This window comes from Bacillus sp. RC240, assembly GCF_044907945.1.
GTDB lineage: Bacteria > Bacillota > Bacilli > Bacillales > Bacillaceae_G > Bacillus_A > Bacillus_A mycoides.
Genome location: NZ_JBIYCT010000001.1, coordinates 428,401 through 454,618, shown reverse-complemented (window position 1 = coordinate 454,618; position 26,218 = coordinate 428,401). Strand labels below are relative to the sequence as shown.

Below are 26,218 nucleotides of genomic sequence, written 5' to 3'. Positions count from 1 at the left end.
CCCCATCTCCCTATCTATTTTCAAGCTCAAATTCCTTCATATAGTCTACTAATTCTTGTACACCTTGGGTTGGCATCGCATTGTAAATACTAGCGCGCATACCGCCGACTGAACGATGTCCCTTTAGCGTAACGAAACCGCGCTCTTTCGATTTTTGTAAAAACTGATTGTTAAGCTCCTCTGACGGTGTTGTAAACGGAATATTCATAAGTGACCGATACGTGGGATCAACTGGTGAAGTAAACAATTTAGATTCATCTAAAAAATTGTAAAGAAGTGAAGATTTCATTCTATTTTGTTCTTCAATCGCAGATACCCCGCCTTGTTCTTTCAACCACTCTAGTACAAGTTTTGCTACATAAATACTAAAGGTTGGCGGTGTATTATATAGGGAGTTATTTTCACTGTAAGTTTCATAGTTTAACATCGTAGGACAAGTACTATTTGCACTGCCAATTAAATCTCTTTTTATAATTACAATCGTTAAACCCGCTGGCCCTAAATTCTTTTGCGCACCCGCATATATGAGACCAAACTTCGTAACATCATATTGTTCTGATAAAATATTTGAGGACATATCCGCAACGAGCGGTACTCTTTCTAAATGTGGAATATCCACATATTTTGTCCCCTCAATTGTATTGTTCGTTGTAATATGTACATAATCTAGTTCTTCACCATTTGGTAAATCATCCATTTTAGGAATCGTAGTAAACTTCTCTTTTTCAGAAGAAGCAATCACTTGTACTTCTCCTACTTTTCCGGCTTCTTGCAGCGCCTTTTTAGACCATGAACCTGTCAGTACGTACCCAGCTTTTTTATACGTACTCATTAAATTTAACGGTATCATAGAAAATTGTAATGACGCACCGCCCTGTAAAAATAAAACTTCATACTCATCAGGAATGTTCATTAATTCACGAAGTAAGCTACTTGCTTCATCAATAATACTTTGGAAATAAGAAGATCTATGGCTCATTTCCATAACAGACATGCCTGTCCCGTTATAATTTACAAGCTCCTTTTGCACTTTCTCTAAAACTGGCAAAGGGAGTATAGATGGTCCTGCTGAAAAATTATACACTCTCTCCATCACCCAGATAACCTCCCTATTTCTCATTTTTATTATTTTTTAAACTTTCTGAATTATAACCTATATACAATACACGGTCAATTTGTTTTCCGTTATTACGGCGCAAGACGCAATGGAATCGCTTGCATGTGCACCCTGCTTTTTATAAACATACAAAAAAGTGTTAAGTACATAATCGTACTTAACACTCTAGTAATTAAGTATAATAGCTACTTACTCGTAAAGAACCGATCGAAAATTTGATAAATAGCTGAAAGACCAAAGAGCCAATAAATAGTATCCACAAGCGCCGGCATAGAACCAAACCATTTCTCAACTACATTATAATCTAACGCCACAAACAACCAATTCAAACCGCCAAGAATCACCAAAATTACTGTAAGGTATGACAAAAATTTCATTATGATTGCCCCCTAGGTGATAAGATGGTGAAAGGCCTTTCACTAAAATATATGTAATAGATTCTAAAACTTACCTATTTTATAAAATTTATTTTCGATACCAGCCATTAATAACTGTCTCTGCTTCTTTACTATGTATTTGATATGAATGATTACTATCATTAGATCCGATAAACCAAATTGAAAAACCTTTAAAATATGGCTTCGCTTCTAATACATCTCGGTAAGCACGCCACCCGTTAAGTTGTACATCTTTCGAAAACACATTCGTAACATCTGGGTTCCACGGGCTTTGTAGTCCAAGTTCACGTGCTGGCACATTAAATCCACCAAAATAAACTGGCTTTCCAGTTGTTTTATGTAATGTCTCAAGTTGCTGAACGACATTTTGGCCACGATTGTATACTGTCGTCGCAAATAAGCTTTGTTTTACTTCTTCGTATGATGGATTTCTTTTTCCTGAAACTTCAAACCAACTATCAATACTTACAATGTCCACCTTTTTTAAATACGGGCGATTTATTTTCTCTTTAAATTTCGCCTCAAAAGAAGGATCCCAACTTGCAGTTAACCACCAGTTCATTTGATACAAAACATTTCCTTTATACTGCTGGCGAACAAAATTAATCGTATCATTCCAATATCCTTCTGCATATTCCATATTCACGAAATTAGAAGCGATTTTCAGCCCATAAATATTGTACTTACTTGTAATGGAATTAAAAATATCTTGTAAAACAACAGTTTTCCAATTCCAGAAGAAATCGTTAATATTACTAGGGTTCCACTCTGTTTCTCCAATATTTCCTTGCTGAATAAACGGAAACGGCTCCAATATAACTTGTATATTATGCTTTAATAATTCTTGAATTAAAATAATAGCTTGTTTCTTTTGCGCCTGATTAATTACCATATTAGCCGAATTTACATCCGAAATATCTACTTGAATAGGTACATTCACCGTATTTAAATTCAAGCGCTCTACATCTGCTAACACTTTCGCTACATTGCCTACTTCCCATACCGTTACGTTTCCTGATTTTATTTTTCCAGATTGAACAGTATTTACATCCGCCTGTATATTTCCCTGGAAACAAAAAGAAAACAACATGATACACGCTCCTAAAATACTTACTAAACTCTTACTTTTCTTCACAAGTTTCCTCCTATAATTTTTGACATACTTGCTTATTCTATACAATGTTTCACATATATTCCACAAGAATATTAATGAAATTTCATCAATAAAAATGCTATTCACCCTTTATCCATACCTTATTCATACTAACCTCCTAAAAATAGTAAGGTAAATAAAAAAGGAGCGTATTTCCGCTCCTTTTTTATCTTTTCACGATTGAAGTTATTGAATTTTTTCTGATAATCTAACCACATCTATCTTTTCTTATAAATAAATTTTTATACTCATAAATGTATCAAAAAATTTTTATCTATATTCGCTTTTTGTTTGTATTACTTTTACATTTACTTCATTCGTATTACTTTCATATCTTTGAATATTCATGATTACACCTCCATTATATTTGTATATAACATCCGCCTAATTATGATATTTGGTAAAATTCACTATTCGAGACGTAATTATTGCAGTAATTAAGATAATAATAGCGGTTATCAAGCCAGATTCTCCAATCCAAATCTCAGTTTGATATCCTGTACTTGCACGTGTGAAAGGTCCTTGAATAATGGCATTCCAAGTAGCATGGATGATAACCGAAGGCCAAATGCTACCTGTGATAAGTCGTAAATAAGCTGTAATATAACCGAATGGCACAATACAAAGATAGATACCAAGTACTGAAAGAACGACAGATGGTCCCGCTACATATAGGCCAGCAATAACAATTGGAACATGCCACGTTGCCCAAATCAATCCACTAATAAGGATGGGCCGTGAAAACTCTGCATCAACTAGCCTTGTGAGCATATAACCTCGCCACCCCATTTCTTCTCCCAAAGCTGGGATTAAGCCAAGCAAGCTTCCGAAAATGCCGCTCAATACTACTAGATAAATGAAACTGAATGGTGCCGTTACATACTGAAGTCCAAGCATATTGTAGATTGGTTCTAACATACCACCTTCGGGATGCTGAAACCCCGCAATTCCGCTCAACCAGGCGATAGAATAAGTAATTCCGCAAATAATCATAGGGATTAGCAGAGCAAAACCAATCCCCTTCCATATCTTTAAGTTACCGAGACTAAAAGATACATCTTTAAACCCTTCTTTCAGTATTATGCGAGTCAAAATAGAAGATAATGCTGGGGTAAACATATATACCACAATAAGCGGCATACTTTTCGTAATTATTACTACTACATTTAGGATAATAGAAGTAATGATTAAGATACTCAGAAATAGTTGAAGTCCTATTTTAGCACGTTGGATTTTATCTTTATTGTGGAACGATTTTGCGTGTAATCTCATTGTAATCCGCCCTTCCCTTTTCATTCACTTGTTTATCGAATTTACTTCTTGTCATTTCTACAGACACAACTTAGAATAAAAATATTTTTGTATACAGATTCATTCATCTTTAAAATCCCTCCCAAATTCATAATCTAGTTTTACTTGCGACTCATCCATGCAATTATTATTTATAAGTTGTCATAACCGATAGTACAAAAGTGTAATGATTAGCATATGACCTGTGTCAATTAACCTTATGACAATATGTAACTAGAAAATATGATATGGAATAAATAACAATTGAATTAAGGCAATTGATTCGTGCAAGTACATGAATCAATCTCGCTTTTAAAAATAATTCAATTGAGGTGGAAAAAAATGAATAAGAAAAGAATAATTGCAATGGTTAGTACAGCTTTATTAGTCACAGGATGTGTAGAAGTAGGAAAGGCTCAAACAGTAGCAGTCGAAAATTCAGGCCAATCAATCCAAAAAAATATAGTTAAATCAATACAATCACAGGCTTATCCATTAAAAACGATAGAGCCGTCAAAATCATTTGAGGATTTAAAACCACTTAAGAAAATGATTGGGAGCGCACAATATGTAGGATTAGGAGAGAATACTCATGGAAGCTCTGAAATTTTCACTATGAAGTTTCGCCTTGTGAAATATTTGGTTACTGAGATGGGTTTTACAAATTTCACAATGGAAGAAGATTGGGGAAACGGCTTAAAGCTAAATGAATATATCCAAACAGGAAAAGGAAACCCTAGGGAATTTTTAAATTATTTATATCCTACTGATGAAATTTTAGCCATGATTGAGTGGATGAAAGATTATAATGCTGATCCATCCAATAAAAAAAAGATCCAATTTATTGGGCTCGACTTAAAGGAGTTGGACCAAGGTTGCTTTAATAAAGTAATTGATTATGTAAGGCTGCATCGACCAGATTTGCTGGCAGAAGTAGAAGAAAATTATAAAGAATTGTCGGCTTTTAATGGAAGTACACAGGAATATATGGACCTTGCTCCTGAAATAAAAGAAAAGTTCAAAGCAAACGCTGAGAGAGTAGCTCGATTACTAAAAGATGAGAATAAGCAATCCAACACAGAAATAGCTTCACCCGAGTACATCTGGGCGAAAGCAACGGCAAGTGCAATAGAGAAATTTACCACAATGCTAATTCCTAACGACTATCCAAGTATGTTAAGGCTACATGAGCAATACTTGGCCGATCATGCAATGTGGGCACAAGAGACATTGGGTGGTAAAACAATGGTATGGGGACACAATATTCATATAGCTAAAGGAATTATCGATGAGAAATTATACCCTTATGTTGCGGGGCAGTATTTGAAGGAACGTTTAGACAATAATTATGTCACAATTGGCAGTACAACTACGGAGGGGAATTTCACCTTATACAACGACACAGGAGATAAGATTATAACGGATCCGATTCCACAAGATGTAAATAGTTTCAATTATACTCTCGGAAAAGTACCATATAAAATGTTTTTATTGGATAATCGTCACCTTAAAGGACCAGCAGAGAAATGGGTTAAAGCAAAAAGACCATTACTAAGTATAGGGGCACGACTCTTACCGAACGAATCGGCATACTTTGATAAGTCATTGCTTGAGCAATTTGATATTATTTTTCATATTCGAAAAACAAGTCCATCTCATATTAAATAAAAGTACAAAACAATCCCTTCTCGCATCTGCAAGAACGGGATTGTTTTATGGAGATTAATATAAGCATCTTTTTTAACCAGAAGTAGGTTACTCTCCCCTTTTTAGCATCATTTAGAAATGTCATATGACACTTTTACACTAGTGAGAATGACAAAAAAAGCAGTACAATTCGGTTATTACATAGATAGGAGCGATGAACTTTATGAAATCAAGATTCATCCAGAATGGTTATTTTTTATTGCTAACTTTCGTTACAGGATTGTTTTATTTTTGTTTTTATCTAATAGCTCTGCTATTCAGCTTCACCCTTTCATTTACGGTAATTGGGATTCCACTAGTTATACGCGTACTACAGACTACTACACCTTTTATCCAATTCGAGCGCATACAGACGAAAATTTATACAGATATTTCAACAGACTCTTATGATAGAAGTATAACAATAGATACATCGAACTGGACTCAGGTGAAATTAGTGCTTACAGATCATCGTACTTGGTCTGCTGTCTTTTGGTTAATGCAGAAATTAGTGATTGGCATTTTCAGTCTCATTAGTGCAATCATTTTTTATGTAATGCCACTTATGTTGCTGTTGGCACCACTACTGTATCAATACATCGAAATGAATATTATATTCATACAGATAGATACTTTTGCCAAGTCCCTCTTTGTAATGTTTATGGGTATAGTATTTACCGCCATAAGTATTAGAATAGTAGATGGTTTGACAAAGAAACTTGGGGGCTATACACGTAGCATGATTCGGCAACTAAATCGATAGAAGTTTGCAATCTGTGCGTAGTATCGCAGTTTTAAATTTAAAAGTATAATAGGCATGAAGGATTAAATTATAATATATGAAGTAAAAAGGTAGGCTACTTAGGGGGTAAATGACTTGTTAGATATGGTTAAGTATTGGTTTTGGTACGATTGGATTATGTTAGGGATACGTCTACTTACTAGTGTGTCTATCATCCTAGCTACATTAAGTTTTCAGGATGGGTTAACATTGCCACTTTGGATTATTATTCTTTGGGAGGTTGTTGCCTTCTCAATTCCATGGGTAGCCTTACTGTTCAATTACAAATATTACTTGTTCACAGAAATACTGCTATATGGTGGACAATGTATATATTTAACCTCATTATTTCCGGAAGCTTACAACATATTTCTTATATCAGTGTTTCTAATTGCTGTAAATAGTAAGCATTTGTCCTATTATTGGACAGCTCCAACAACAGTTTTTATAACAACTGGAATTTTCTATGCTGTTGCGCCAAGTAATAGCTATTGGACTATGGTCACCTACTATGGATTCGCTTATGTAATGGGATTCGCTTTTCATTTATTAATCGCCAATCATAAGCAAAATGAAGTAATTCGTAAACAAAACGCGGTACTTGAGCAATATATGTCTCAGATTGAACGCATTACACTGGCAGAAGAACGGAACAGGCTGTCGAGCGAGCTTCATGATACAGTTGGTCACGCTTATACTTCTATTATTATGGGGATGGAAACGTTGCGTACCGAACTTGCTACTGAGATGGGTATACAGAGGCTAGATTCTCTGCTTGAAATGGGACGTAAAAGTATTGAGGACGTGAGAGGTTACCTACATCAAATGGATTCTCCGTGTCAATCCCCTTCCTTGATTCAATCTCTACAAAATCTTGGAGCCGAATTTCAGGAGCACGCTCAGGTAAATGTAAGTTTTAGGACATTCGGAGAGGAATATCAACTATCTCAGCAAGCGAAGATCGCATTCATTCGTTGCTTACAAGAGTCCCTTACGAATGCAGTACGTCATGGCCAGGGGACTGAAATTATAGTTTCATTGCAGTTTGAACAACAATATACGAGGTTAGAAGTTCAAGATAATGGAAAAGGAAATGTAGAATGGCAGGAAGGCTTCGGTATGAATGCGATGAAAGAACGGGCAATGAATTTGCAAGGTCAATTGTCTGTATATACAAAGCCAGAGGAAGGAATGCTTGTTACATGTACCATACCGCGACAAACTGAAATAAAAGATGGACTTATTCGTTTGTTAATTGTAGATGATCAGCCATTTGTTCGGGAAAGTTTGAGGACACTACTCGATAGATATGAAGATTTAAATGTAGTCGGTTTGGCTGAGGATGGCAATCAAGCCATCGATTTGTGTGGGCGCCTTCAACCCCATGTTATACTTATGGATTTAGATATGCAGCACATGGATGGAGTCGAAGCAACCAAAAAGATTAAGCAACAATGGCCACATATCCGCGTATTGATTTTTACAACTTTTCAAGATACCGAACAGGCGTTGGAATCGCTTCGCAACGGTGCGGATGGTTTTTTACTCAAATCTATTGAAACGTTGGAGCTAGCTAATACGATCCAACTTATTCACAAAGGTGGGACACTGATTGATCAGGGAATGTCTCACAAAATATTTGAGAAGTTTGATGAGCAAAAAGAGACACCTCAATCAAAAGCAACCGCCTATGAGCTAACAGCTAGGGAGATAGAAATATTGCAGCTAGTAGCAAAAGGACTTCGATACACTACCATAGCATCAAGGTTATATTTATCGAATGGTACGGTCAGAAACTATGCTTCCACAGCTTATACAAAGTTAGGAGTCCGTAACAAAGAAGAAGCTGTTCAAAAGGCTCTAGAAATTGGAATTATTGAATAGCAAAATGTTATGCGGTGTATAAAAATGAGCAACAAAGAAAAAGAACACTTTGTGTGGTTTCTTTTGTAACAGAGTAAATAAGGCCCGTTATCGTATAAGTAAATGTTAAAACACTTACTGTTTTGTCATAATAAAATCATTGAATCTTATTCTCTAAAATACAAAAGCCTACTATCAATTTAACTGATAGTAGGCTTTTAAAATGATTTAAGAACTGGGTTATGTTCTAATTTAACAGTTTTCATCAGTGGAAATATTATCACTTCGGCTGTAAAGTTAATACTTCCCCTTCAATTCCATCTGTATTTAAAGTAGTCGTATGATACTCACCATTCACCCAATCATCTATTTGATCATGATACCAATCGCTTCTAAAATGTCCTGACTGTCCCGGCCCCACTATATGATAACCGTTTGACATATCTTTCGTATCAATGACAAATCGCCAAGAAGCTCCATGATTTACAATACCGTTATCTCCGTAATTCGCTGCTTGAACGGTAACTTGACTTCCTCCAATTGGAACTGGTTTCTCACGATTAAATGCGAGTAGTGCCAATATACTAGATGATCTCGAAATTGGATGTGTAAAAGCAAGTTGATGGTAATCGCCCCACTTCCACTCTGCAACATTCGGTCCATATTCCTTCTGTAATTTTTTCATTACATTCTCGTACGATGTATGCACAACTTTCGTGAACCCTCCGTACTTCGTAAACCAAGCGCTATTTTCTCCTGCTACTTCTTTTCGAATCAATTCATCAACTACTTGTGACTTCCCTTCAAATAACTCCATCACATCTTTCGGTATTTCTTTTGAAAATAGCGTATTCGAAATCTCTTTCATTAACAAATGGAATATTAATGGTGCAGCTTCATCTTTACTATCGTAAAAATTCCACTTTGTTAATTGTTTTACGCCTTCTTTCTCTACTTCATTTAAAGATGCTTTATTTAACTCTTTTAAAAATATAGGAGCAAATTCTTTCCCGTATAAATTTTTTTGATCCATCTGTAACTCTTCTAAATCTTTTACCGTATACTTATCCTTCTCTTGCAAAAACTCTTGAATACGCATTTGCCTGTAGGGTTGCGCCCACGTATTACTAATATGGTACGGATAATTATCATCAACAATTTTATTATTTGCAGTTGAAATAAACCCTTGTTTTGGATTTATTACTTTCGGTAGCTGATCAAACGGAATATACCCTTCCCATTCATATTCATCTGTCCATCCTGGCACTGGCAAACTACCATCACCTTTTTTACGCACTGGTATATTTCCATTCGCTTTGTAAGCAATGGTTCCATCATTTGATGCAAACACAAAGTTTTGAGTTGGTGTATGAAAATCTTGAAGAGCCGTTTCAAACTCATTCCAATCTTTCGCCTTATTCATATTTAATACAGCCTTTAATTCAGCGGAAGGCTCCAAAGCAGTCCATTTCAAAGCGAATACTGTTTTTGTTTTCTCTTTTCCTTTATCCGCAAACTCTGAAATAACTGGACCATGCCTCGTAACCGTAACGTTATACGGAATTGTTTTCCCGCCTTTTACTTTAATAGATTCATCAACAACCGTAGCCTTTTCCCATTTATCGTTATACAAAAATTCATTTTCATTATTAGGATTTCGCTTCTCAATATATAAATCTTGCACATCAGGACCTGTATTCGTAACGCCCCATGCTATTTTGTCATTGTGTCCTAATATAACGCCTGGTACTCCTGCGAAAATAACGCCACTCACATGTAAATCTTTCATTTCAAGTTGCGATTGATACCAAATAGAAGGTGTCGCAAGAGATAAATGAGGATCATCCGCTAAAATCGGCTTACCAGATACACTCTTTTCACCACTCACAACCCAGTTATTACTACCGTTAAACTCTGGTGGAATAACTGTCTTTGAAAAACTTTGTGCTACATCCACATTTGTATTTTTCAATTCAGCTAGCAATCTAGGCGCATCTTTCGGATATGTAGGAAATAGCTCATTTGCTTGCTCTTCCGGAAGATTTTTCAACGCCCAATATCGAAATGCTTGTCCGTGCCAATGTCCTCCTAAATCAAACGCCATATACTTTCCAATCGTTAAAGAGTCCACAATTGACCATTCAGCAGGTTCATAACCTAATAGAGTAAACTCCACTGGCAATTTCTTTTCGGCCTTCGCTTCACGTATAAAAGTATTCACCCCATCCGCGAATGATTGCAGGGCATATTTCGCTTCTCCATCATATTGACTAACAGATGCTTCTGCCGCTCGCCGTAAACCCAGCGTTCGAAACAATTTATCTCGATCAACAGCTGCTTCCCCTACAACTTCACTTAACATACCAGAAGCTTGTCTTCTACTTAAATCCATTTGAAACAAACGATCTTGCGCTTGTACATACCCTTGCGAGAAATATAAATCATGCGCATTTTCCGCTTTAATATGTGGTACACCTTTACTATCCCGCTTTACCGCAACAGCATGTTGTATATCCTCTAGCTTTATCGTTCCATCTATCTTTGGCATAGATCTCAGCGTATATATGTTCAAAAAAATCATAGCGCAAATAAACAAAAAAAGAACGATACTACTAGACCAAATAAAAATTCTTTTTCCCCTTTTTCGTTTCTTTTTTATGACGACTTCCATACAATCCCTCCTCTCTCAATCTATTCGCTTCTATTGTGAAAGAACCTTTTAGAAAAGAAGAAATCATTAACTTGCTCATGCTATGGATCATACAAACTGAATACTTCTCTCTTACGCACTATTTCCTTTCCTTTATTAAAGCTTACTCGTCCTTTCTTACACCAATTCCTCAAAATCCCCTTCACATAAGCAAGTGTCCCCTTATTATTTTCAAACGCAATTTTAAGTGCCTCTAGTACTTTATCTCCTGAAACTCTTTGCATCCATCCCTTTAATTCCTTCACTATATATGGAGATAAACTACTAATATTTTGTTCGTAAAACTTGTAAACTTCACTATGCGGAGTGACCTCCTCTACTATTTCTACCTCTTCCTTCTCTTGAATAATTGCTTGTTGTGAATTACTACTAACCTCTTCCTCTGGCATACCAAAATACTGAAGTAATAACGGAATCTTGCATTCTTCTTCAAGACATTTACGCAAAAACTTATGTAGGAACTCTTTACTTTTCACCATTTTCAGCTCACGTAATACACATTTCTCTATGTTCGGATTAAAAATAGGATTATAGTGTAGCCAATTTATAATGAATAACTCTTTCGTTTCCGCATCATATAAAATCTTCCCGTATTCCACAAACCGGTTCAATAACTTCTCAACAGTCTCCATACTGTAACCAGTTTCAAGCTCTGCCAAACGTTTTGGCAATATGTAAATACCACATTGCTTCGTTTTCGTACCAGTTAACAAATATATATAAAAATAACGCTCTTCTGGCGTTAAATCTAATATGAATTCATCTTGCCAAAAGTTCACCTGCACATTACGGTACACCGCCATATGTTTCCCACCTCCTTTTATTCATAAAAAGGTAAATTTCAATCCTTCAATATACATATAGGAATGAGGGCTTTGTTTTTGCATTTGAATTCCAAATTTTTTTAACTACTACAACGACGGTTTTATTTTTTCGCGCTTTTTTGTTCTTGTAGTTGTTTTTGTTTTGTTTTTTCTTAGTGATTTATTACTTGGTAGGGGCTTATAAGGGGCTTATATAGTGTTTTCATTCCTCTCTTATCCGATGCCTAATTACAAATGTCTCCAACAATCTTCATATATTGCAGACAACCATTATGATTCACCTGCTCATATTTACACGAAAATAAAAAGCACCCGTTGCCTTCGTAGACAATTCAGTGCTTTAAGGTTGAAAGTTTATAAATAAAAGTGTCTATAATCGAAATAGTTGATTGAAATACAATTCTGTTACATTTATTTTAGTAACGATAATATGATACATACCGTATTATCTACAACTGAACGTTCTGGGCGAGATTTCATTAACACCGTTAATCCAATTAATGAAGTGACTAGCGTTTGCGCCAATGCTTTAGCATTCACATCACTTTGTAATTCTCCAGACTGAATACCTTTGGCGATCAATTCTTGAAATATAACTGAAAGATACATTTGATGTTCTCTAGTCAACACTTCAAATTTTTCATTATGAGGAGAAAGCTCCACCATTGTGTTAATACAAAAACAGCCTTTATTTGATTCTTTTTTATATTCCTCTTCCACCATATTTTCAAAAAATATACGAATGGCCTCTTTTACAGATTGTTCTTTTTGAAGTTTCGTTCGAATGCTAGCTGCGTGTAAATTCGTGTATCTCCGTAACGCAGCTTCAAACAGCCCTTCTTTATCACCAAATGCTGCATATAAACTCGGTCTTTGTATTTCCATTTTAGCAGTTAGATCGCTTAATGAAGTAGCGGCGTATCCTTTTTCCCAAAAAAGTTGCATAGCAGCATCCAAAGCTTTTTCTTTATCAAATTCACGTAGTCGAGCCATTTAATCCCTCCTCTTTTTTCACCTGTTTTCTAAATTATAAATCACTTTTTTATGTACTAATCAGTATATTATATATCGTATTAAATTATAAATGATATGTCAAAAGAAACTGAATTTAATTTACAATTCACTTGACATAGCAACTTATCCTTGATTATATTTGACTTACGAAATAATATACCGTTCGGTACATTATTTTAAAAACAAAAGGAGATGATATTATGGATGCTAAAGAAAAAATGACAACTGCTCTTACACAGAATAATGATCAGTTCCAATCACCTATTAATACAATCATGCCCGGATATATAACTCTATTATTTTCAATAGCTTGCGGGATGGCTGTGGCGAATATATACTTCGCTCATCCTCTACTTGATTCTTTATCAAATGCGTTTAAGATCCACCATTCAACTATTGGTGTCGTTATTACGATTACTCAAGTTTGTTATGCACTCGGATTACTTTTATTAGTTCCACTTGGTGATTTGTTAAACCAAAAAAGACTTATTATTGTTCAAATGCTTTTATCCGTTTTCGCTTTAATTGTGGTCGGAGTCGCTCCTTCCAGTACCGTACTTTTTATAGGTATGGCCTTAGTCGGAATTCTTGCGACTGTTACGCAAACACTCGTCGCATACGCATCCATTTTAGCTAACCCAAAAGACCGTGGGCGAATAGTAGGTTTCGTCACGAGTGGTGTCGTAATAGGAATTCTACTTGCACGTACATTTGCTGGAACATTAACAGATTTAGCGGGATGGCGTTCCGTTTATCTTACCTCTGCTGTACTTATGCTCTTCGTAATTGGTTTGTTATATCGTAATTTACCTAATCTTAAACATAAAAAAACAGCTATGACCTATCCTAAATTATTACATTCCGTTCTCTTATTATTTGTAGAAGAGCGTCTCTTACGCATTCGCGGAATATTAGCATTGCTCATTTTCACTTCATTCAGTATTTTATGGACTTCATTAGTTTTACCTCTAAGTGCTGCACCATATAATCTATCACATACAGCTATCGGAGCATTTGGTCTTGCTGGAGTTGCTGGTGCATTAGCTGCCACTAAAGCAGGACAACTTGCTGATCGCGGATTCGGAGAGAGAACTACTGGCATAGCCTTATCCTTATTATTACTTTCATGGCTCCTAATTAAATTAATGAACCATTCTCTATTCCTACTAGTTATCGGTGTTATCCTTTTAGATTTAGCTGTGCAAGCTGTACATGTCACGAACCAAAGCATACTTTTCACAGTGCGTCCAGAAGCGAGAAGTCGCCTCACTGCCAGTTACATGATTTTTTATTCTATCGGCAGTGCAACAGGTGCAATTCTTTCAACAAACATTTATGCAAGCTACGGATGGAACGGAGTTTGTATATTAGGTGCATCCGTTAGTGCTTGTGCTCTTTTATTTTGGGCAATGACCTTACGGCGATCATCACAACTAAAAGAAGAATAATTCATTTATATATTTTTTAATACGTATTTTTCTACAAGATTATAGAATACCATTTACTTTTTAAAATAAATCAACGGCATTTTCATATTAAAAATGCCGTTGATTTCAAATTTTATGTATGCGATTCGCCATGTCATGATAATAGATCATATACTAGCAAAATACATCTATTACAAATTACCTTTAACTTTTCTAACAATCTCGTTTATCGTATTTCGATCAAACTTGTCACTAATTTCGTATGGCTCACGATCTCCTACTAATTGTACGCCTACGATGTCGTTGCGGTCCTTACCGTATTGCACTTCAATAATAGATCCGCGCTCTATTTGTTTCCAAATGTAACCTGCTTCATCTTTATTATCTAAAATAATACAGTCCTCAATATTTTCATCGATCCCAATTAACTTGTTATCATCCATATACCCAATCTCGTATTGTTGACGTTCTTTCGCTTTGCCGCTTACTAATATACCTTTGCTACCATATGAGTAATCCATATAGTCCTTTTTCTCCGCTTGTACCGCTTTCGGCTCTTGTACTTCAGTTTTTTCAGTAGTCCCACAACCAATAATAAGACCGATTGGCATAACTGCAGTTAATACTACTCTAGTAAATTTCTTTATCATTTATAACTAACCTCACGTGATTAAGTTTTAGTTTCATTTATCGCTTTATTAAAGGATAACATGGCAACGCGAAGAAAAAGCCAAACAAAAAATATTATTTACATTTCCCACTTATATAAGGGACTAGGCCGTTTAAACCTAGTCCCTACATTAACTTTAACTTTTCTTTACATGCTTAATGATGCTTCATCCTTATTTCTTTACTATACCCTGTACAACTTATGTGTTAGAAACTTCTTCTTTCATTTTATCCCGCTATTTGTGGGCAGTAAGACTCCCACCTCAAAATTCGGCTGGAGCAAAGAAGTTAGGTGGGAGAATAACTGCCCGTAAACGCCCGATTGGTGTAGGCTAATAATCAGTGGGGGATGCCCCCCACTGATTAAAGTTTCACTTTATATACCCTATCTCTTTTCTCATCACTTTTGACAAAAACCAGCTTTCCTTCTTTAACAAAACCTTCTAATAGTAAGCATACTTGTCCATATGCTTTCGGCTTATTCGTAGTGAATCTTTCATCGGGTATTTTACCAGCTCGTATTAATTGTTCACATAGCTCAAGTGCACTTATTTCTTCAGAATTAAATAATCCCAATATATCTTGTTGCAATGGCGATAAAAGTACTGGTATCTCAGCTACCTCCACCGTTTCTTTTTCCTCTTCAAATAAATCTTCAAATGAAATTTGATTCATTACATCTTTTCCTTTCTGATAATGAATTTGCTTAACATGAACTGAATCTTATATGTACTAGAACTTTTAAATTTAGTTATTGTTATGTAGTCCTTACCTCTTTACATAAATTTTATAACTCATATGCATCATTTTAAGTAGTATGTTTCAATTATACCAAATATACGTTCTATCATCTATTGTAGAATTCGTTATTGCAGAAATGAAAGCAATGGTGAACATCATCTGATTTGTTAGTTGCACAAAACATGTAACAAATCTATACTCATCTTTTAGTTTGTCAGCCACTTCTATAAAAGTAAGACTAGAGCCACCTAACCCATGTAAACAAAAGATAACCGGATTTTTCTTATTACCCCATTCTGTGATGTGTACTTTCTTATGTCGATTATTAACAAAATATCTCTTCACCCTATTCAGCTCCTAAAATATTTTCCCTACACCAACTATTTCATCTTAACAAAATTTGTAAGATGCTAACAAATAAAAACACTACCAATCGCAGTGTTTGGGCTACCTCCACATGTCTATCAAGCTAAGAAAAGCTAACATCCAAAACAAAAAAGATGGCGAGGTTAATATTGTAGCATCTGGAAAGTAGGCAGTCTCTAAAGCCTAGTTAAGCAGATACAGTAAGCAAGTATTCTATGTTACGAATGAAAAAGAATCTGATATGAATATCAGATCCTTTTTCACTGCTTCTTTTATAAATTTAATTTCTTGATACATATATCTTTTCACACGATAACTGGTTCATACGTGCTCAAATTATCATACACCGTTTTCGCAATACTAGGAGGAAGGTTAATACTTCCACCAGATATGGCTTTTTAATAGAATCCAAGTGTATTTTTATTTGCTAGACTTAATTTTTTCGCAATACTCTTCTAAAGTTAACCCTTTTTCTTTTAGATAAACAGCAACTTCTTTTCCTACGTAACGATAGTGCCATGGCTCATACTTAATGCCAGTAATATTCTCTTTATCTTTTGGATAGCGGAGAATAAACCCATACTCTGCAGCATTCTTATCTAACCATTTGAATGCATCGGTAGTTTCAAATTTTGCATTTAAATCTTCTACAGTATTCTGCCATTCAACTGAAATAATGTCTAATGCTAATCCAGTATGATGTTCACTTGCGCCAGGATACTGAAGATATTCCAATGCCTTAGCACTAGCCTCTTTATCCGACAAACCTTGAGATTTATAGCTTTTAACTGAAGCATCATAATACGTTTGTTGTAATTTTATAGCTCGATAACTTGATCTTAAATAAAGATTAATCCCCTCTTTTTTTGCAGCTGTTACCATATCCTGATAGGAAGTTGCAATTCTGCTATCGATTTTCATATTTGGCTTAGCATTTTGGGTAATACTTGTTAATTCAATTCCTAGTTCCTTTGGTAACATATGCTCTCTATTTACAAGGATAATTCTCCAATCATTAAGATCAGAGATAGGTAAAACATCTTTTTTATTCGCATTTATCTCATTTTTATTTTTATCGTTATTATTAGTAGTTTCCTGAGATGTTTGCTTTCCACTACAAGCAGCAAGGCTCCATCCCAATGTCAATACCAATGCTAAAATTATAAATTTTTTAATTGTATCTCATTCCCTTTTTGTTTATTAGTCTTTATACCAATTTCCCAACACATCTCTAGGAATATCCTTGAAATCCTTCAAAGAAACGGGACCTACAAATTTTTTAATCCCATGATTTTTAGAATTTTCATCCGAATAATCTTTTAAAAATTGAATTTTAAATTGTTTCTTACCATCAGCATAGTCGGTTACTGTCGGTACGAGTGCCGCTTGTCGTATACCAAAAGTTTTATCTTCATACTTAACAAATTGTATATAGGATAATCCTCCAACCAATGTTTCTAATTTTTCTTGAGCAGAAATAAGATTTCCAAGAGAATAATAGATTAGCGTTTGATGTCCATCTTTATTTTGTTTCCACTCAATTGGTTGAATTACATGTGGATGATTTCCAATTACTACATCTACACCTAAATCTGTTAAATATTGAGCAACTTCTTTTTGTTGTTTTGAAGGTGTAGTGGTATATTCAACTCCCCAATGCACCATAACAATCACCATATCAGAACTACTCTTTGCCTTTTCCACATCATTTTGTATCGCTTTTTTATCAATTAAATTTAATGCCCAAGACTTATCAGCTGGAATTTTAATTCCATTCGTACCATATGTATAATTAAGTAAAGCAAAACGAATCCCATTTTTTGTAATCGTTTTTATTTCATTGCGCTCGTTTTGACTCTCATTAATGCCTACCGGGATAACATCCGGATATTTCTTCCAGTATTCTCTTGTATTCGCAACACCTTTAATACCCATATCCATAGCGTGATTTGTCGCTTGAGTCACTATATTGAATCCAGTATCCACTAAAGATTGACCCACTTCTTCAGGTGTATTGAAAGTAGGATATCCCTGTACTTTTAAATTATTTCCTGCAATCGGGGTCTCCTGGTTCACTATAGCAAGATCACTTGATTTAACAGCTTTTTTAATATTTTCATAAATATAGTTATAATCATATGAACCGTCTTTTTGTTTGCCATCTTTAATTACTGCGTCATGGTATAAATTATCACCCGTTGCTAATAAATTCACAACCGATTTTACTTTTTTATCTTCCGTAAAATTAGGAGACTGTTGGATAGGACTTTTATCTACCCAATTTGGTGCTTTTAATGATGTATCTATATTGGATTGAGCCGGTGGTAATGAAGCTTTAGATGTCTTAACATCTGTATTACCACAAGCGGTTAAAAGCACTAAAAAAATAAGACATAATAAAAAAAACTTTTTACTTCTCTGTAAAGTATCTAACATGTGATCCTCTTTTCTGTTTTATTACTTATAACCAGTTCTAACAAATCATTCTTTAAAACAACGTATTTTGGCTTTACCCTTAATTATGGAAGGACACTTTGTTACATTTGCTTTGGAATATACGGATAATCATTTTCCATTCTCTAGCAATCTATCAATTCCATCAGAATTGATAGATTGCTAGAAAAACATGATCCATCAGGATGTCGACTAGATTCTAATCAATCCTCCAGATATTGAGTTTCATATACCTGTTCCAATTGCAGTAACTGATTTAATCTAAACAAGATAGGAGAATAGTTCATATAGCCTCTTCTCTTGCTTTACGTTCGTGAGTGGCTCCAAAAAGAGGGGATCGTTGCTGTAACCCCCTTTAAATATTATGGAAGCTTTGTAACTAATTTCTTTACGTTAAGCGACAAATATTATACCGATAAAAACAAGTAAGACCCAAGAACTTATTTTACCAATATACAAAAAAAGTAGCAATCTTTTCTACGCCCTATATAAAGAAGCCAATTAGGAGAAATGCAAAAGGAAATGGCATTTTATATGTATCGTACTCTGAATTGCACATAATTTTTAGCAAAAACAATAAATACATAATTCCCCGTTTGTTTTCTATGAATTTCCGCAAAAAAAATAGAGGTAGTACCGACATTGGTACCAACCCCTCATCCAATCATTTCAATATAATTTCACGCTTTCTTCAGTGAAAATAGAATATAGATTTTTTCAATTTCATGCGATTCTTCTAATACCCACGAAGTTTGATTTAAAATCTTCTGTAACCCTTCCAATCCAAGATACCTAATTTGCACACCAATAAACTCCGTAAATCCAAGGTATCCCGGATTTACATGCGCTCGGTCGAAAATTAATAAACCCGTGACACGGGCATCCGCTGGGGAATTTTCAAAGAAACGGTTTAAATTCTCAATGATATCTGAATCCGAACCATACTCGAAAAGCCCCCCTTCCGATGAACAGAGCTGAATCCAACCTGAATGTTCCAAGCTCATTTTTAATAATGAATCCGGTTGGCTCCAGTTATAATGAGTTGTATTAAGAGTTATATCAAGACCATGGAATCGTTCCCCCTACTGCTTCAAGACACCCATACACCTTTTCGCGAAATTAGGGCCGTAAGTATCAATATCTAAAATATTAATCTCAATCTTTCGTCCCTTAAGTAATTCCGGGTCTGATTCCTGTATTAAAATCAAAGTATTGATACTGTCCGTAGCAGCACCACCAGCTATATTAAAAAAACAAAGACCCCGTTCAGGGAATTGCTTAAGCTGAGGAAACAAAATTTCCGACTGGTGTCTGCAAAGATCCCTCAGCCTAATCCGAAGTCCCATAAAAGAAGTTTGCTTCACCGCCCACTTGTCCCGAAAGCCTAATTTTATCCCCTTACTTAAACCAGGGCCTAGTTTGTACAGTAAAGTACGCATACCGCTAAGATAGGAATCATCAACATTCGGCATTTTCACAAAGATATTTTGAATAAAGCTAGGCATCTTTTTTAACGATTCAATGCTCCGGGCTGATTTGAGGCAATTCAAATGATACGCCTGTTCATCAATACTTTCATTAAAAAGGGGATGAGTGATATCCAGCACCGGCAATTGAATTTCATCCTCAAAAACCGCATAGAGGATTCGCTGATTTTGATTTACTTCCATATTTTGAACTCCACCTCGCTTAAGCGATCAATTTCGAACTAACTAAAATACAAAGCTAGTATAATTCTGCTCTTCCAGAAAGATTTAAAGTTGCGGTTGTATTTACTTGCCATTCCGCACCGAACACAAAAAATGATACGTATTTATAGTATGCTTTTTGATATTACACTTTTCTTCTTGACGACAAAATTGATGGAATACAGATTAACGAGCACTCGGCTAATTCACCTATTTTCCCCTGCAAATTTTTAGTTTTAATTTATTATATTCGCTCTCCAATCCATGTCCGGCCAACTAGTTTCTTTTCGTTCTTCCTAGAAAATATCCATTCATTCTATTCAATTCCTCATCTTCCTATTCCTTCATTGGTCAATAAAAAAACAAGCCATCCAACTCACAAAGACTGAATTGGATGGCTCTATACGATAAAGAGAATTTATTATTTGTATTACTTCAATTTACCCTCAAAAACAATTTTTCTACCACACGGTTCAACTTCTGTTTTTCCGTCTTTCTTTACTTCATGAAAGATTGGCTCTTCCATGCGACGAGACGGTGCATATCCTTCTTGTTCCATACGCGCTAAGCAGTCTGTAATCGTTTCGTTTTCTAGTACTTCAAATTTTTTCTTATTAGGTTGTTTTGTCATGCCCTAACCTACTTTCTATTTTTCTTGATGCGAATTGATTCTTCATGTAGACCATATATACCATTGCGAGAATTCCCATTATAATCATAACCGCAATAAAAAAGCTTGTATACTGTATTTTTTCTATAAATACGCCTCCTAATACAGGTCCCATAATACTTCCTATACTAAAGGCGATTCCGGATAATATATTACCTGCTGGTAGTAAGTGTCTCGGTAATAAATCTGTCATAAATCCAAGCCCTAGTGAGAAGCATGAGCCAATGACCATACCTGCTATAAGCATACATGCAAAGACGATCCAGTAATATTGATCAAATACTGCCGCAAGTAAGAAAATGCCTGTACTTATGCTAAACGTCCACGTTAAAATACGGTCTCTTCCGTATTTATCACTTAATATACCGAGCGGGATTTGTGTAATAATGCCCCCAACTGCGAATGCTGGTAATAAGAAGGAAACTTCCGATACAGACCACCCTTTTCGAAGTGCGTATACTGGTAAGTTACTATTTAGCATCGCTTCAAGCACACCGTATGCGAGCGGACCAATTAGTGCAATCCAAGCTAATCCAACGACTTGTTTATAACGAGAAAAGGATGATTCACTTTCAGTTTTTGCCTCATCTTGTGCTGGAAATGCATTTTTCGTTGGGAGTAGTAAGAGCCAACCTATTAAACAAAGTATAGTAGATACGATAAATGGTGTCGCAAGACCGTACTGAACAGTGCTTGCTAAATACGGACCAACTGCGAAACCAATTCCGAAGAATACACCGTATATCGATACTTGTCTACCTATTTTACTAGGATCTGACGTTGTCGTAATCCACGTTTGCGTTCCGACATGGAGCATATGATCTCCAACACCAACTAGGAACCTAAGAATAAACCATACCCAAAATGAAAATGTTTGTGTAAAAAAGAATAATGAAATAATAACGAGAAACCCACCAATTACGATAATTGGTTTCATTCCAAACTTTTGCATCGGTTTTTCAAGAAACGGTGAAATAAATAATATCCCAATGTATAATGCCGTCGCATGAATACCGTTAATACTTGAACTAACCCCTTCTTGTTCAAAAATCATTGCGATGGCAGGTAAGAGCATCCCTTGTGACAAACCCGAGATTGCTACAATCCCAACCATAATCCAAAATGTAAAACGCATTGACATCCCTTATCTCTCCCTTTTGTAATTCACCACACTCATTATATATTGTTTACTGTGGAATAAGAAAGAACTAGTGGCTGAAATAATTTTGGTTTTCCCACAAAAAAGAAGCTAGATACATTTCATCTAACTTCTTCCTCAACCTACTTATCTTCTAACCAATCCTCAACATGTTTTATAAACACATCTAAACAATCAATAAACGGTGAATGCCCGCAATCTTCTAACACCTTCAACTCCGCATTTGGCAAATGTTTCGCTAATTCCTCACCAACTACTTGTGGTACGACATAATCGCGGTCACCTTGTATGACGAGTGTTGGAGCTTTAATATGATGAATTTGCTTATTTCCCTCTACAACCCCGTTATGTTCATCCGAAATATTAAATGTAATGAGCGCATAATTCACATCTACGAAATTACGTTGCGTTAACATATCATCTAAATACTTTTCATAACGATTCGGTTCAGGTTGATTATGTGTATATATTAATAGATTCCATACTGTACGGTAATATAATTTATTCATATTTTTTATCGCATCTAGCACTGGAGCAATTTGTACGGGATCTTGCGCGATTTCTTCTTTCGTTTTTACTAAACTTGATACGATCGGTTGCCCGTTAATATCTTTTTTAAAAATTGGATATCCCTTCATTCCCACTGATTCTACTAAAATCAACTTTTCGACAAATGTTGGATGATTCGCTGTAAATTGCATCGCAACACCACCGCCCATTGACCAGCCCATTAATGAAAATTTTTCTAGTTTTAATTGATCGATAAATAGTTTTACATCTCTTGCAAAGTCTTGTAATGAATCTATCGATTGATTATATGTTGATTGGCCAAATCCTCTTAAATCAAGAGCGTAAATATGGTATTGATCTTGCAACTTTTCAATAACTAAATCCCAGTGTTGTGACGATGTCATGTTCCCGTGAATGAGTACAAGAATTTCTGTATTTTGCCTTCCAACTTCCTGATACGCAATCGTTTCTCCGTTCGATAGTGAAACAAACTCCATTGTTGCAGGCTTAATCATCACAAGTTCCCCCCATTCTTTTAATAGAAAGAAAATTCTTTACTTAATTAAAGAATACCATGTAGAATGTACGTTCTCAATACAAAATCTATACGAAATTTCCACATAAAACAACATGTCTATTACTAGACAAGTAAAATAAAAAGGTATATAGTTAGCTAGGTAACTAATTTGAAAGGATCAAAATACATGGACGAAAAACAACATTTTTTTCACATTGTCAGTCAAACTTCTCGTAAGTTTACGAAGAAATTTAATGAACGTGTATCTCCAACAGGATTATTTAGTGCGCAATGGGCTGTTATTTTCCGCATTAATCAAACTGGATCTTGTACCCAAACAGAATTATGTCAGTATTTAAATGTTGAATCCCCAACGATGACCCGCACGTTAACACGTATGGAAACGATGGGCTGGATTATTCGGACGGAAGGAAAAGATCGCCGTGAAAAGTTGATTTCCTTATCGGAAACAGCAATAGAAATGATTCCAGTATGGCAAGAAGAAGTTGATTCCTTTGAAGAAAAGACGCTAGAAGGTATTAAAGAAGAAGACTTACATGAAGCTTTTCAATTGTTACAACAAATTATCAAAAATTTAGATCATTAATTTGGAGGGATGACGATGCAAAGTGAAAAACTTTGGACGAAGGATTTCCTCGGAACTTGTTTTAGTAGTCTGTTTCTCTTTTTAACATTTTACATGCTTATGACTACTCTGCCTGTCTATGTTATAGACAGCCTAAAAGGAAAACCTGAGGAAATTGGTTTAGTTGCAACTGTTTTTCTTATTTCATCTGTTTTATGTAGACCATTCACAGGAAAATGGCTCGATGATTTAGGAAGAAAGAAAATATTATTTATTTCACTTTCACTATTTTTAGCCGCTACTGTTATGTATTTCGGTACGCAAAGTTTATTTTTATTACTTGCCCTTCGCTTCTTACATGGTATTGGATTCGGAATGGCAACAACAGCAACTGGAACAATTGTAACTGATGTAGCACCAGCTCATAGACGCGGTGAAGCACTTGCTTATTACGGCGTATTTATGAGTCTACCGATGGTAATTGGTCCTTTTTTAGGTTTAACAATTATTTCTCATTTTTCATTTACTGTACTATTTATCGTGTGTTCAGTATTTTCATTACTCGCATTTTTATTAGGATTACTAGTCAATATTCCGCATGAAAAACCAGTAAGTAAACAAACACGTGAAAAAATGAAATGGAAAGACTTAATTGAACCATCTTCTATTCCGATCGCTCTGACAGGATTTGTTTTAGCCTTTTCTTATAGTGGCATTTTATCCTTTATTCCTATTTATGCGAAAGAACTCGGTTTAAGCGAAATTGCAAGTTACTTCTTTATTCTATACGCACTTGTTGTTGTAATCTCTCGTCCATTTACAGGAAAAATATTTGATCGTTTCGGTGAAAATGTACTTATTTATCCAGCTATCATTATTTTCACAATTGGGATGTTCATTTTAAGCCAAGCGCAAACTTCATTTTGGTTCCTTGGCGCAGGTATGTTAATCGGTTTAGGATACGGAACATTAATTCCAAGTTTCCAAACGATTGCAATTTCTGCCGCTCCAAACCATCGACGTGGTTCTGCGACAGCTACTTACTTCTCGTTCTTTGATAGCGGCATTGGCTTTGGTTCTTTCATTTTAGGTATAGTCGCTGCCAAATCAAGTTATCATAATATGTATTTTATCGCAGCTATTATCGTTGCGTTCACTTTACTTCTATATTATGGATTACACGGACGAAAACAAAAATTCAAGAAACAAAGTACAGACGGAAAAATATCTGCTTAACGTTCATAAGGAAAGTAAACTTACCCGTTTACTTTCCTTATTTTGTATTTATTTTAAGACGAGCGTATACTTATAATAGAAACTAAAGGAGGTACATGCATGAATGTAAAGAAATCTCCCCTGCTATTACTGTTACTAGTATTACTATTCGTAGTTACAGGGCTTGGGTTTACTTTTTTTAAAAATAATAAAACGACCCCCACTAAAGCAAATGTCACAAAAGAAAACTGGTTAGACGATCCTTACTTACGCTGGTCGTATACACATATGAAAGAATTCACTTTAATAAATGAAGTAAAAAACATCCCTGACCAAGTTGCTCCCTTCCCTACCGCGTTACAAAACTTAGACGATTTTGCTGTGGAGCGTAGATTTGGAAATACGACTCCTCTAAAAAAACTTTTAGACGAAAACAAAACAGATGCTTTTGTCGTTGTACAGAATGGTCAACTTGTTTATGAACGATATTTCAATGGATATAACGAGAGTGAACCTCATGGAATGGCATCGTTAGCAAAGGTGTTTACTGGTGCAATTATACAATCTCTCGCTGAAGAAAATCGAATTGATGTAGAAAAAACAGCTGACACTTACATAAAAGAATTAAAAAATACACCGTTTGGTAAAGCAACACTTCAACAATTAATGGACATGCAAGTTTCCGCTGAATACCCTACTCACGGATATATGCAGCTAGGACTAGAAAATCAAGATGCACAACTATATTTAGCTAGTAATATTTTACCCCGAGGTAAAAATTACGAGGGGCCTATGAAAATTTATGATATGTTACTAGAAGCAGAAGAAACTGCACCACCCGGTTCCTCTTTTTCTTACAATAACGGATCAACAGAAACACTCGCTTGGATTATCCGAACAATCACAGGAAAATCATTAGCTGAAAATGTAAGCGAGCGAATTTGGTCTCAAATTGGTATGGAAGAAGACGCTTATTACGTTACAGATGAAACAAAAGTAGAACAAGCAAGCGCTGGTTTAAATGCAACTGCTAGAGATATGGCGAGGTTCGGGCAATTACTTTTAAATAATGGTCAATATAATGGAAAACAAATCGTCCCTTCTTCTATTACAGAAAGTGTGAAAAATGTACAAGAAGGTGAGCTCGCAATTGGTCGTGGTGCTTCCATTTCTTATCATAATCAATGGTGGATTCCGCACAATGAACAAGGTGCTTTCGAAGTGTTAGGCAGTTACGGACAAACTCTTTACATCGATCCGAAAGCAAGTATGGTAATCGTCCACTTCTCTTCTAACGCTGCGCCTAGTAATGAAATCCATTCGGTTTATTCCGATATGTATATTGATATTGCACATCATTTGGAGAAGCTTCCACAGTAG

General features: G+C 35.4%; 23 protein-coding genes and 1 pseudogene. 7 read left to right on the top strand and 17 right to left on the bottom strand.

What is annotated here, in order from left to right:
- Nucleotides 1–10: 10 nt before the first annotated feature.
- From serC to ABH955_RS02245, 4 genes are all read right to left on the bottom strand, one after another.
- Complete coding sequence (gene serC, locus ABH955_RS02260) at nucleotides 11–1,093, bottom strand: 3-phosphoserine/phosphohydroxythreonine transaminase (protein WP_404453119.1); 1,083 nt, start codon at nucleotides 1,091–1,093, stop codon at nucleotides 11–13.
- 209 nt (nucleotides 1,094–1,302) lie between these two features.
- On the bottom strand, nucleotides 1,303–1,494 hold the full coding sequence (locus ABH955_RS02255; RefSeq protein WP_002084566.1) for a DUF378 domain-containing protein: 192 nt from the start codon (nucleotides 1,492–1,494) through the stop codon (nucleotides 1,303–1,305).
- Between the two features lie 88 nt (nucleotides 1,495–1,582).
- Nucleotides 1,583–2,650: a glycoside hydrolase family 113 gene (locus ABH955_RS02250; RefSeq protein ID WP_404449650.1), complete on the bottom strand. Its 1,068-nt coding sequence runs from the start codon at nucleotides 2,648–2,650 to the stop codon at nucleotides 1,583–1,585.
- A gap of 402 nt (nucleotides 2,651–3,052) precedes the next feature.
- The gene (locus tag ABH955_RS02245) at nucleotides 3,053–3,940 is read right to left on the bottom strand and encodes a type II CAAX endopeptidase family protein (protein ID WP_113935888.1); all 888 of its coding nucleotides are present in this window, start codon (nucleotides 3,938–3,940) and stop codon (nucleotides 3,053–3,055) included.
- A gap of 360 nt (nucleotides 3,941–4,300) precedes the next feature.
- Between ABH955_RS02245 and ABH955_RS02240 the strand changes: the two genes are divergently transcribed.
- The 3 genes from ABH955_RS02240 (at nucleotide 4,301) to ABH955_RS02230 (ending at nucleotide 8,309) form a co-directional block, all read left to right on the top strand.
- A complete protein-coding gene (locus ABH955_RS02240) occupies nucleotides 4,301–5,626 on the top strand; it encodes an erythromycin esterase family protein (RefSeq protein ID WP_404449654.1) in 1,326 nt (441 codons plus the stop codon).
- A 202-nt stretch (nucleotides 5,627–5,828) separates the two neighbouring features.
- On the top strand, nucleotides 5,829–6,407 hold the full coding sequence (locus ABH955_RS02235; RefSeq protein ID WP_404453117.1) for a sensor domain-containing protein: 579 nt from the start codon (nucleotides 5,829–5,831) through the stop codon (nucleotides 6,405–6,407).
- Between the two features lie 114 nt (nucleotides 6,408–6,521).
- Nucleotides 6,522–8,309 carry a response regulator gene (locus ABH955_RS02230; RefSeq protein ID WP_404453115.1) on the top strand — a complete coding sequence of 596 codons (1,788 nt, stop codon included), beginning with the start codon at nucleotides 6,522–6,524 and terminating at the stop codon, nucleotides 8,307–8,309.
- Between the two features lie 259 nt (nucleotides 8,310–8,568).
- Here the strand turns inward: ABH955_RS02230 and ABH955_RS02225 are convergent, their stop codons facing one another.
- The 3 genes from ABH955_RS02225 to ABH955_RS02215 all read right to left on the bottom strand — a co-directional run bounded on the left by ABH955_RS02225 (nucleotide 8,569) and on the right by ABH955_RS02215 (nucleotide 12,815).
- A complete protein-coding gene (locus ABH955_RS02225) occupies nucleotides 8,569–10,959 on the bottom strand; it encodes a penicillin acylase family protein (RefSeq protein ID WP_404449658.1) in 2,391 nt (796 codons plus the stop codon).
- 80 nt (nucleotides 10,960–11,039) lie between these two features.
- Nucleotides 11,040–11,801 (bottom strand): DnaD domain-containing protein, encoded by a 762-nt coding sequence (locus tag ABH955_RS02220; RefSeq protein ID WP_404490824.1) that lies wholly within the window; start codon nucleotides 11,799–11,801, stop codon nucleotides 11,040–11,042.
- 432 nt (nucleotides 11,802–12,233) lie between these two features.
- The gene (locus tag ABH955_RS02215) at nucleotides 12,234–12,815 is read right to left on the bottom strand and encodes a TetR/AcrR family transcriptional regulator (protein WP_404453111.1); all 582 of its coding nucleotides are present in this window, start codon (nucleotides 12,813–12,815) and stop codon (nucleotides 12,234–12,236) included.
- Nucleotides 12,816–13,036: 221 nt separating this feature from the next.
- Between ABH955_RS02215 and ABH955_RS02210 the strand changes: the two genes are divergently transcribed.
- A complete protein-coding gene (locus ABH955_RS02210; protein WP_404453109.1) occupies nucleotides 13,037–14,284 on the top strand; it encodes an MFS transporter in 1,248 nt (415 codons plus the stop codon).
- Between the two features lie 170 nt (nucleotides 14,285–14,454).
- Here ABH955_RS02210 and ABH955_RS02205 read toward each other — a convergent pair whose 3' ends face one another.
- The 10 genes and pseudogenes from ABH955_RS02205 to phaZ all read right to left on the bottom strand — a co-directional run bounded on the left by ABH955_RS02205 (nucleotide 14,455) and on the right by phaZ (nucleotide 23,035).
- On the bottom strand, nucleotides 14,455–14,913 hold the full coding sequence (locus tag ABH955_RS02205) for a hypothetical protein (protein ID WP_404490823.1): 459 nt from the start codon (nucleotides 14,911–14,913) through the stop codon (nucleotides 14,455–14,457).
- A 382-nt stretch (nucleotides 14,914–15,295) separates the two neighbouring features.
- Nucleotides 15,296–15,607: a DUF3895 domain-containing protein gene (locus ABH955_RS02200; RefSeq protein ID WP_404449666.1), complete on the bottom strand. Its 312-nt coding sequence runs from the start codon at nucleotides 15,605–15,607 to the stop codon at nucleotides 15,296–15,298.
- Nucleotides 15,608–15,856: 249 nt separating this feature from the next.
- Nucleotides 15,857–16,018, bottom strand: a pseudogene (locus ABH955_RS02195) (alpha/beta fold hydrolase); the annotation flags it as partial.
- A gap of 441 nt (nucleotides 16,019–16,459) precedes the next feature.
- On the bottom strand, nucleotides 16,460–17,191 hold the full coding sequence (locus ABH955_RS02190; protein WP_404449668.1) for a M15 family metallopeptidase: 732 nt from the start codon (nucleotides 17,189–17,191) through the stop codon (nucleotides 16,460–16,462).
- 48 nt (nucleotides 17,192–17,239) lie between these two features.
- Entirely contained in the window at nucleotides 17,240–18,475 is a 1,236-nt protein-coding gene (locus ABH955_RS02185) for a CapA family protein (protein ID WP_404453105.1), read from the bottom strand.
- A 698-nt stretch (nucleotides 18,476–19,173) separates the two neighbouring features.
- A complete protein-coding gene (locus ABH955_RS02180) occupies nucleotides 19,174–19,497 on the bottom strand; it encodes a hypothetical protein (protein WP_404453103.1) in 324 nt (107 codons plus the stop codon).
- A 78-nt stretch (nucleotides 19,498–19,575) separates the two neighbouring features.
- Nucleotides 19,576–20,163: a hypothetical protein gene (locus tag ABH955_RS02175; RefSeq protein ID WP_404453101.1), complete on the bottom strand. Its 588-nt coding sequence runs from the start codon at nucleotides 20,161–20,163 to the stop codon at nucleotides 19,576–19,578.
- A gap of 448 nt (nucleotides 20,164–20,611) precedes the next feature.
- Nucleotides 20,612–20,812 carry an NETI motif-containing protein gene (locus ABH955_RS02170; RefSeq protein WP_000166302.1) on the bottom strand — a complete coding sequence of 67 codons (201 nt, stop codon included), beginning with the start codon at nucleotides 20,810–20,812 and terminating at the stop codon, nucleotides 20,612–20,614.
- Entirely contained in the window at nucleotides 20,796–21,992 is a 1,197-nt protein-coding gene (locus ABH955_RS02165) for an MFS transporter (RefSeq protein ID WP_404449676.1), read from the bottom strand. Before ABH955_RS02165 ends, ABH955_RS02170 begins: the two co-directional genes overlap by 17 nt.
- A 140-nt stretch (nucleotides 21,993–22,132) precedes the next feature.
- A complete protein-coding gene (phaZ, locus tag ABH955_RS02160; protein WP_404449678.1) occupies nucleotides 22,133–23,035 on the bottom strand; it encodes an intracellular short-chain-length polyhydroxyalkanoate depolymerase in 903 nt (300 codons plus the stop codon).
- A gap of 189 nt (nucleotides 23,036–23,224) precedes the next feature.
- On the opposite strand from phaZ, the gene ABH955_RS02155 reads away from it, so the two are divergent.
- From ABH955_RS02155 to ABH955_RS02145, 3 genes are all read left to right on the top strand, one after another.
- Nucleotides 23,225–23,644, top strand: a complete 420-nt coding sequence (locus ABH955_RS02155; protein WP_002013810.1) for a MarR family winged helix-turn-helix transcriptional regulator — start codon at nucleotides 23,225–23,227, stop codon at nucleotides 23,642–23,644.
- A gap of 15 nt (nucleotides 23,645–23,659) precedes the next feature.
- Nucleotides 23,660–24,859 (top strand): MFS transporter, encoded by a 1,200-nt coding sequence (locus tag ABH955_RS02150; RefSeq protein ID WP_404453099.1) that lies wholly within the window; start codon nucleotides 23,660–23,662, stop codon nucleotides 24,857–24,859.
- Between the two features lie 99 nt (nucleotides 24,860–24,958).
- Nucleotides 24,959–26,218, top strand: a complete 1,260-nt coding sequence (locus ABH955_RS02145) for a serine hydrolase domain-containing protein (protein WP_242311006.1) — start codon at nucleotides 24,959–24,961, stop codon at nucleotides 26,216–26,218.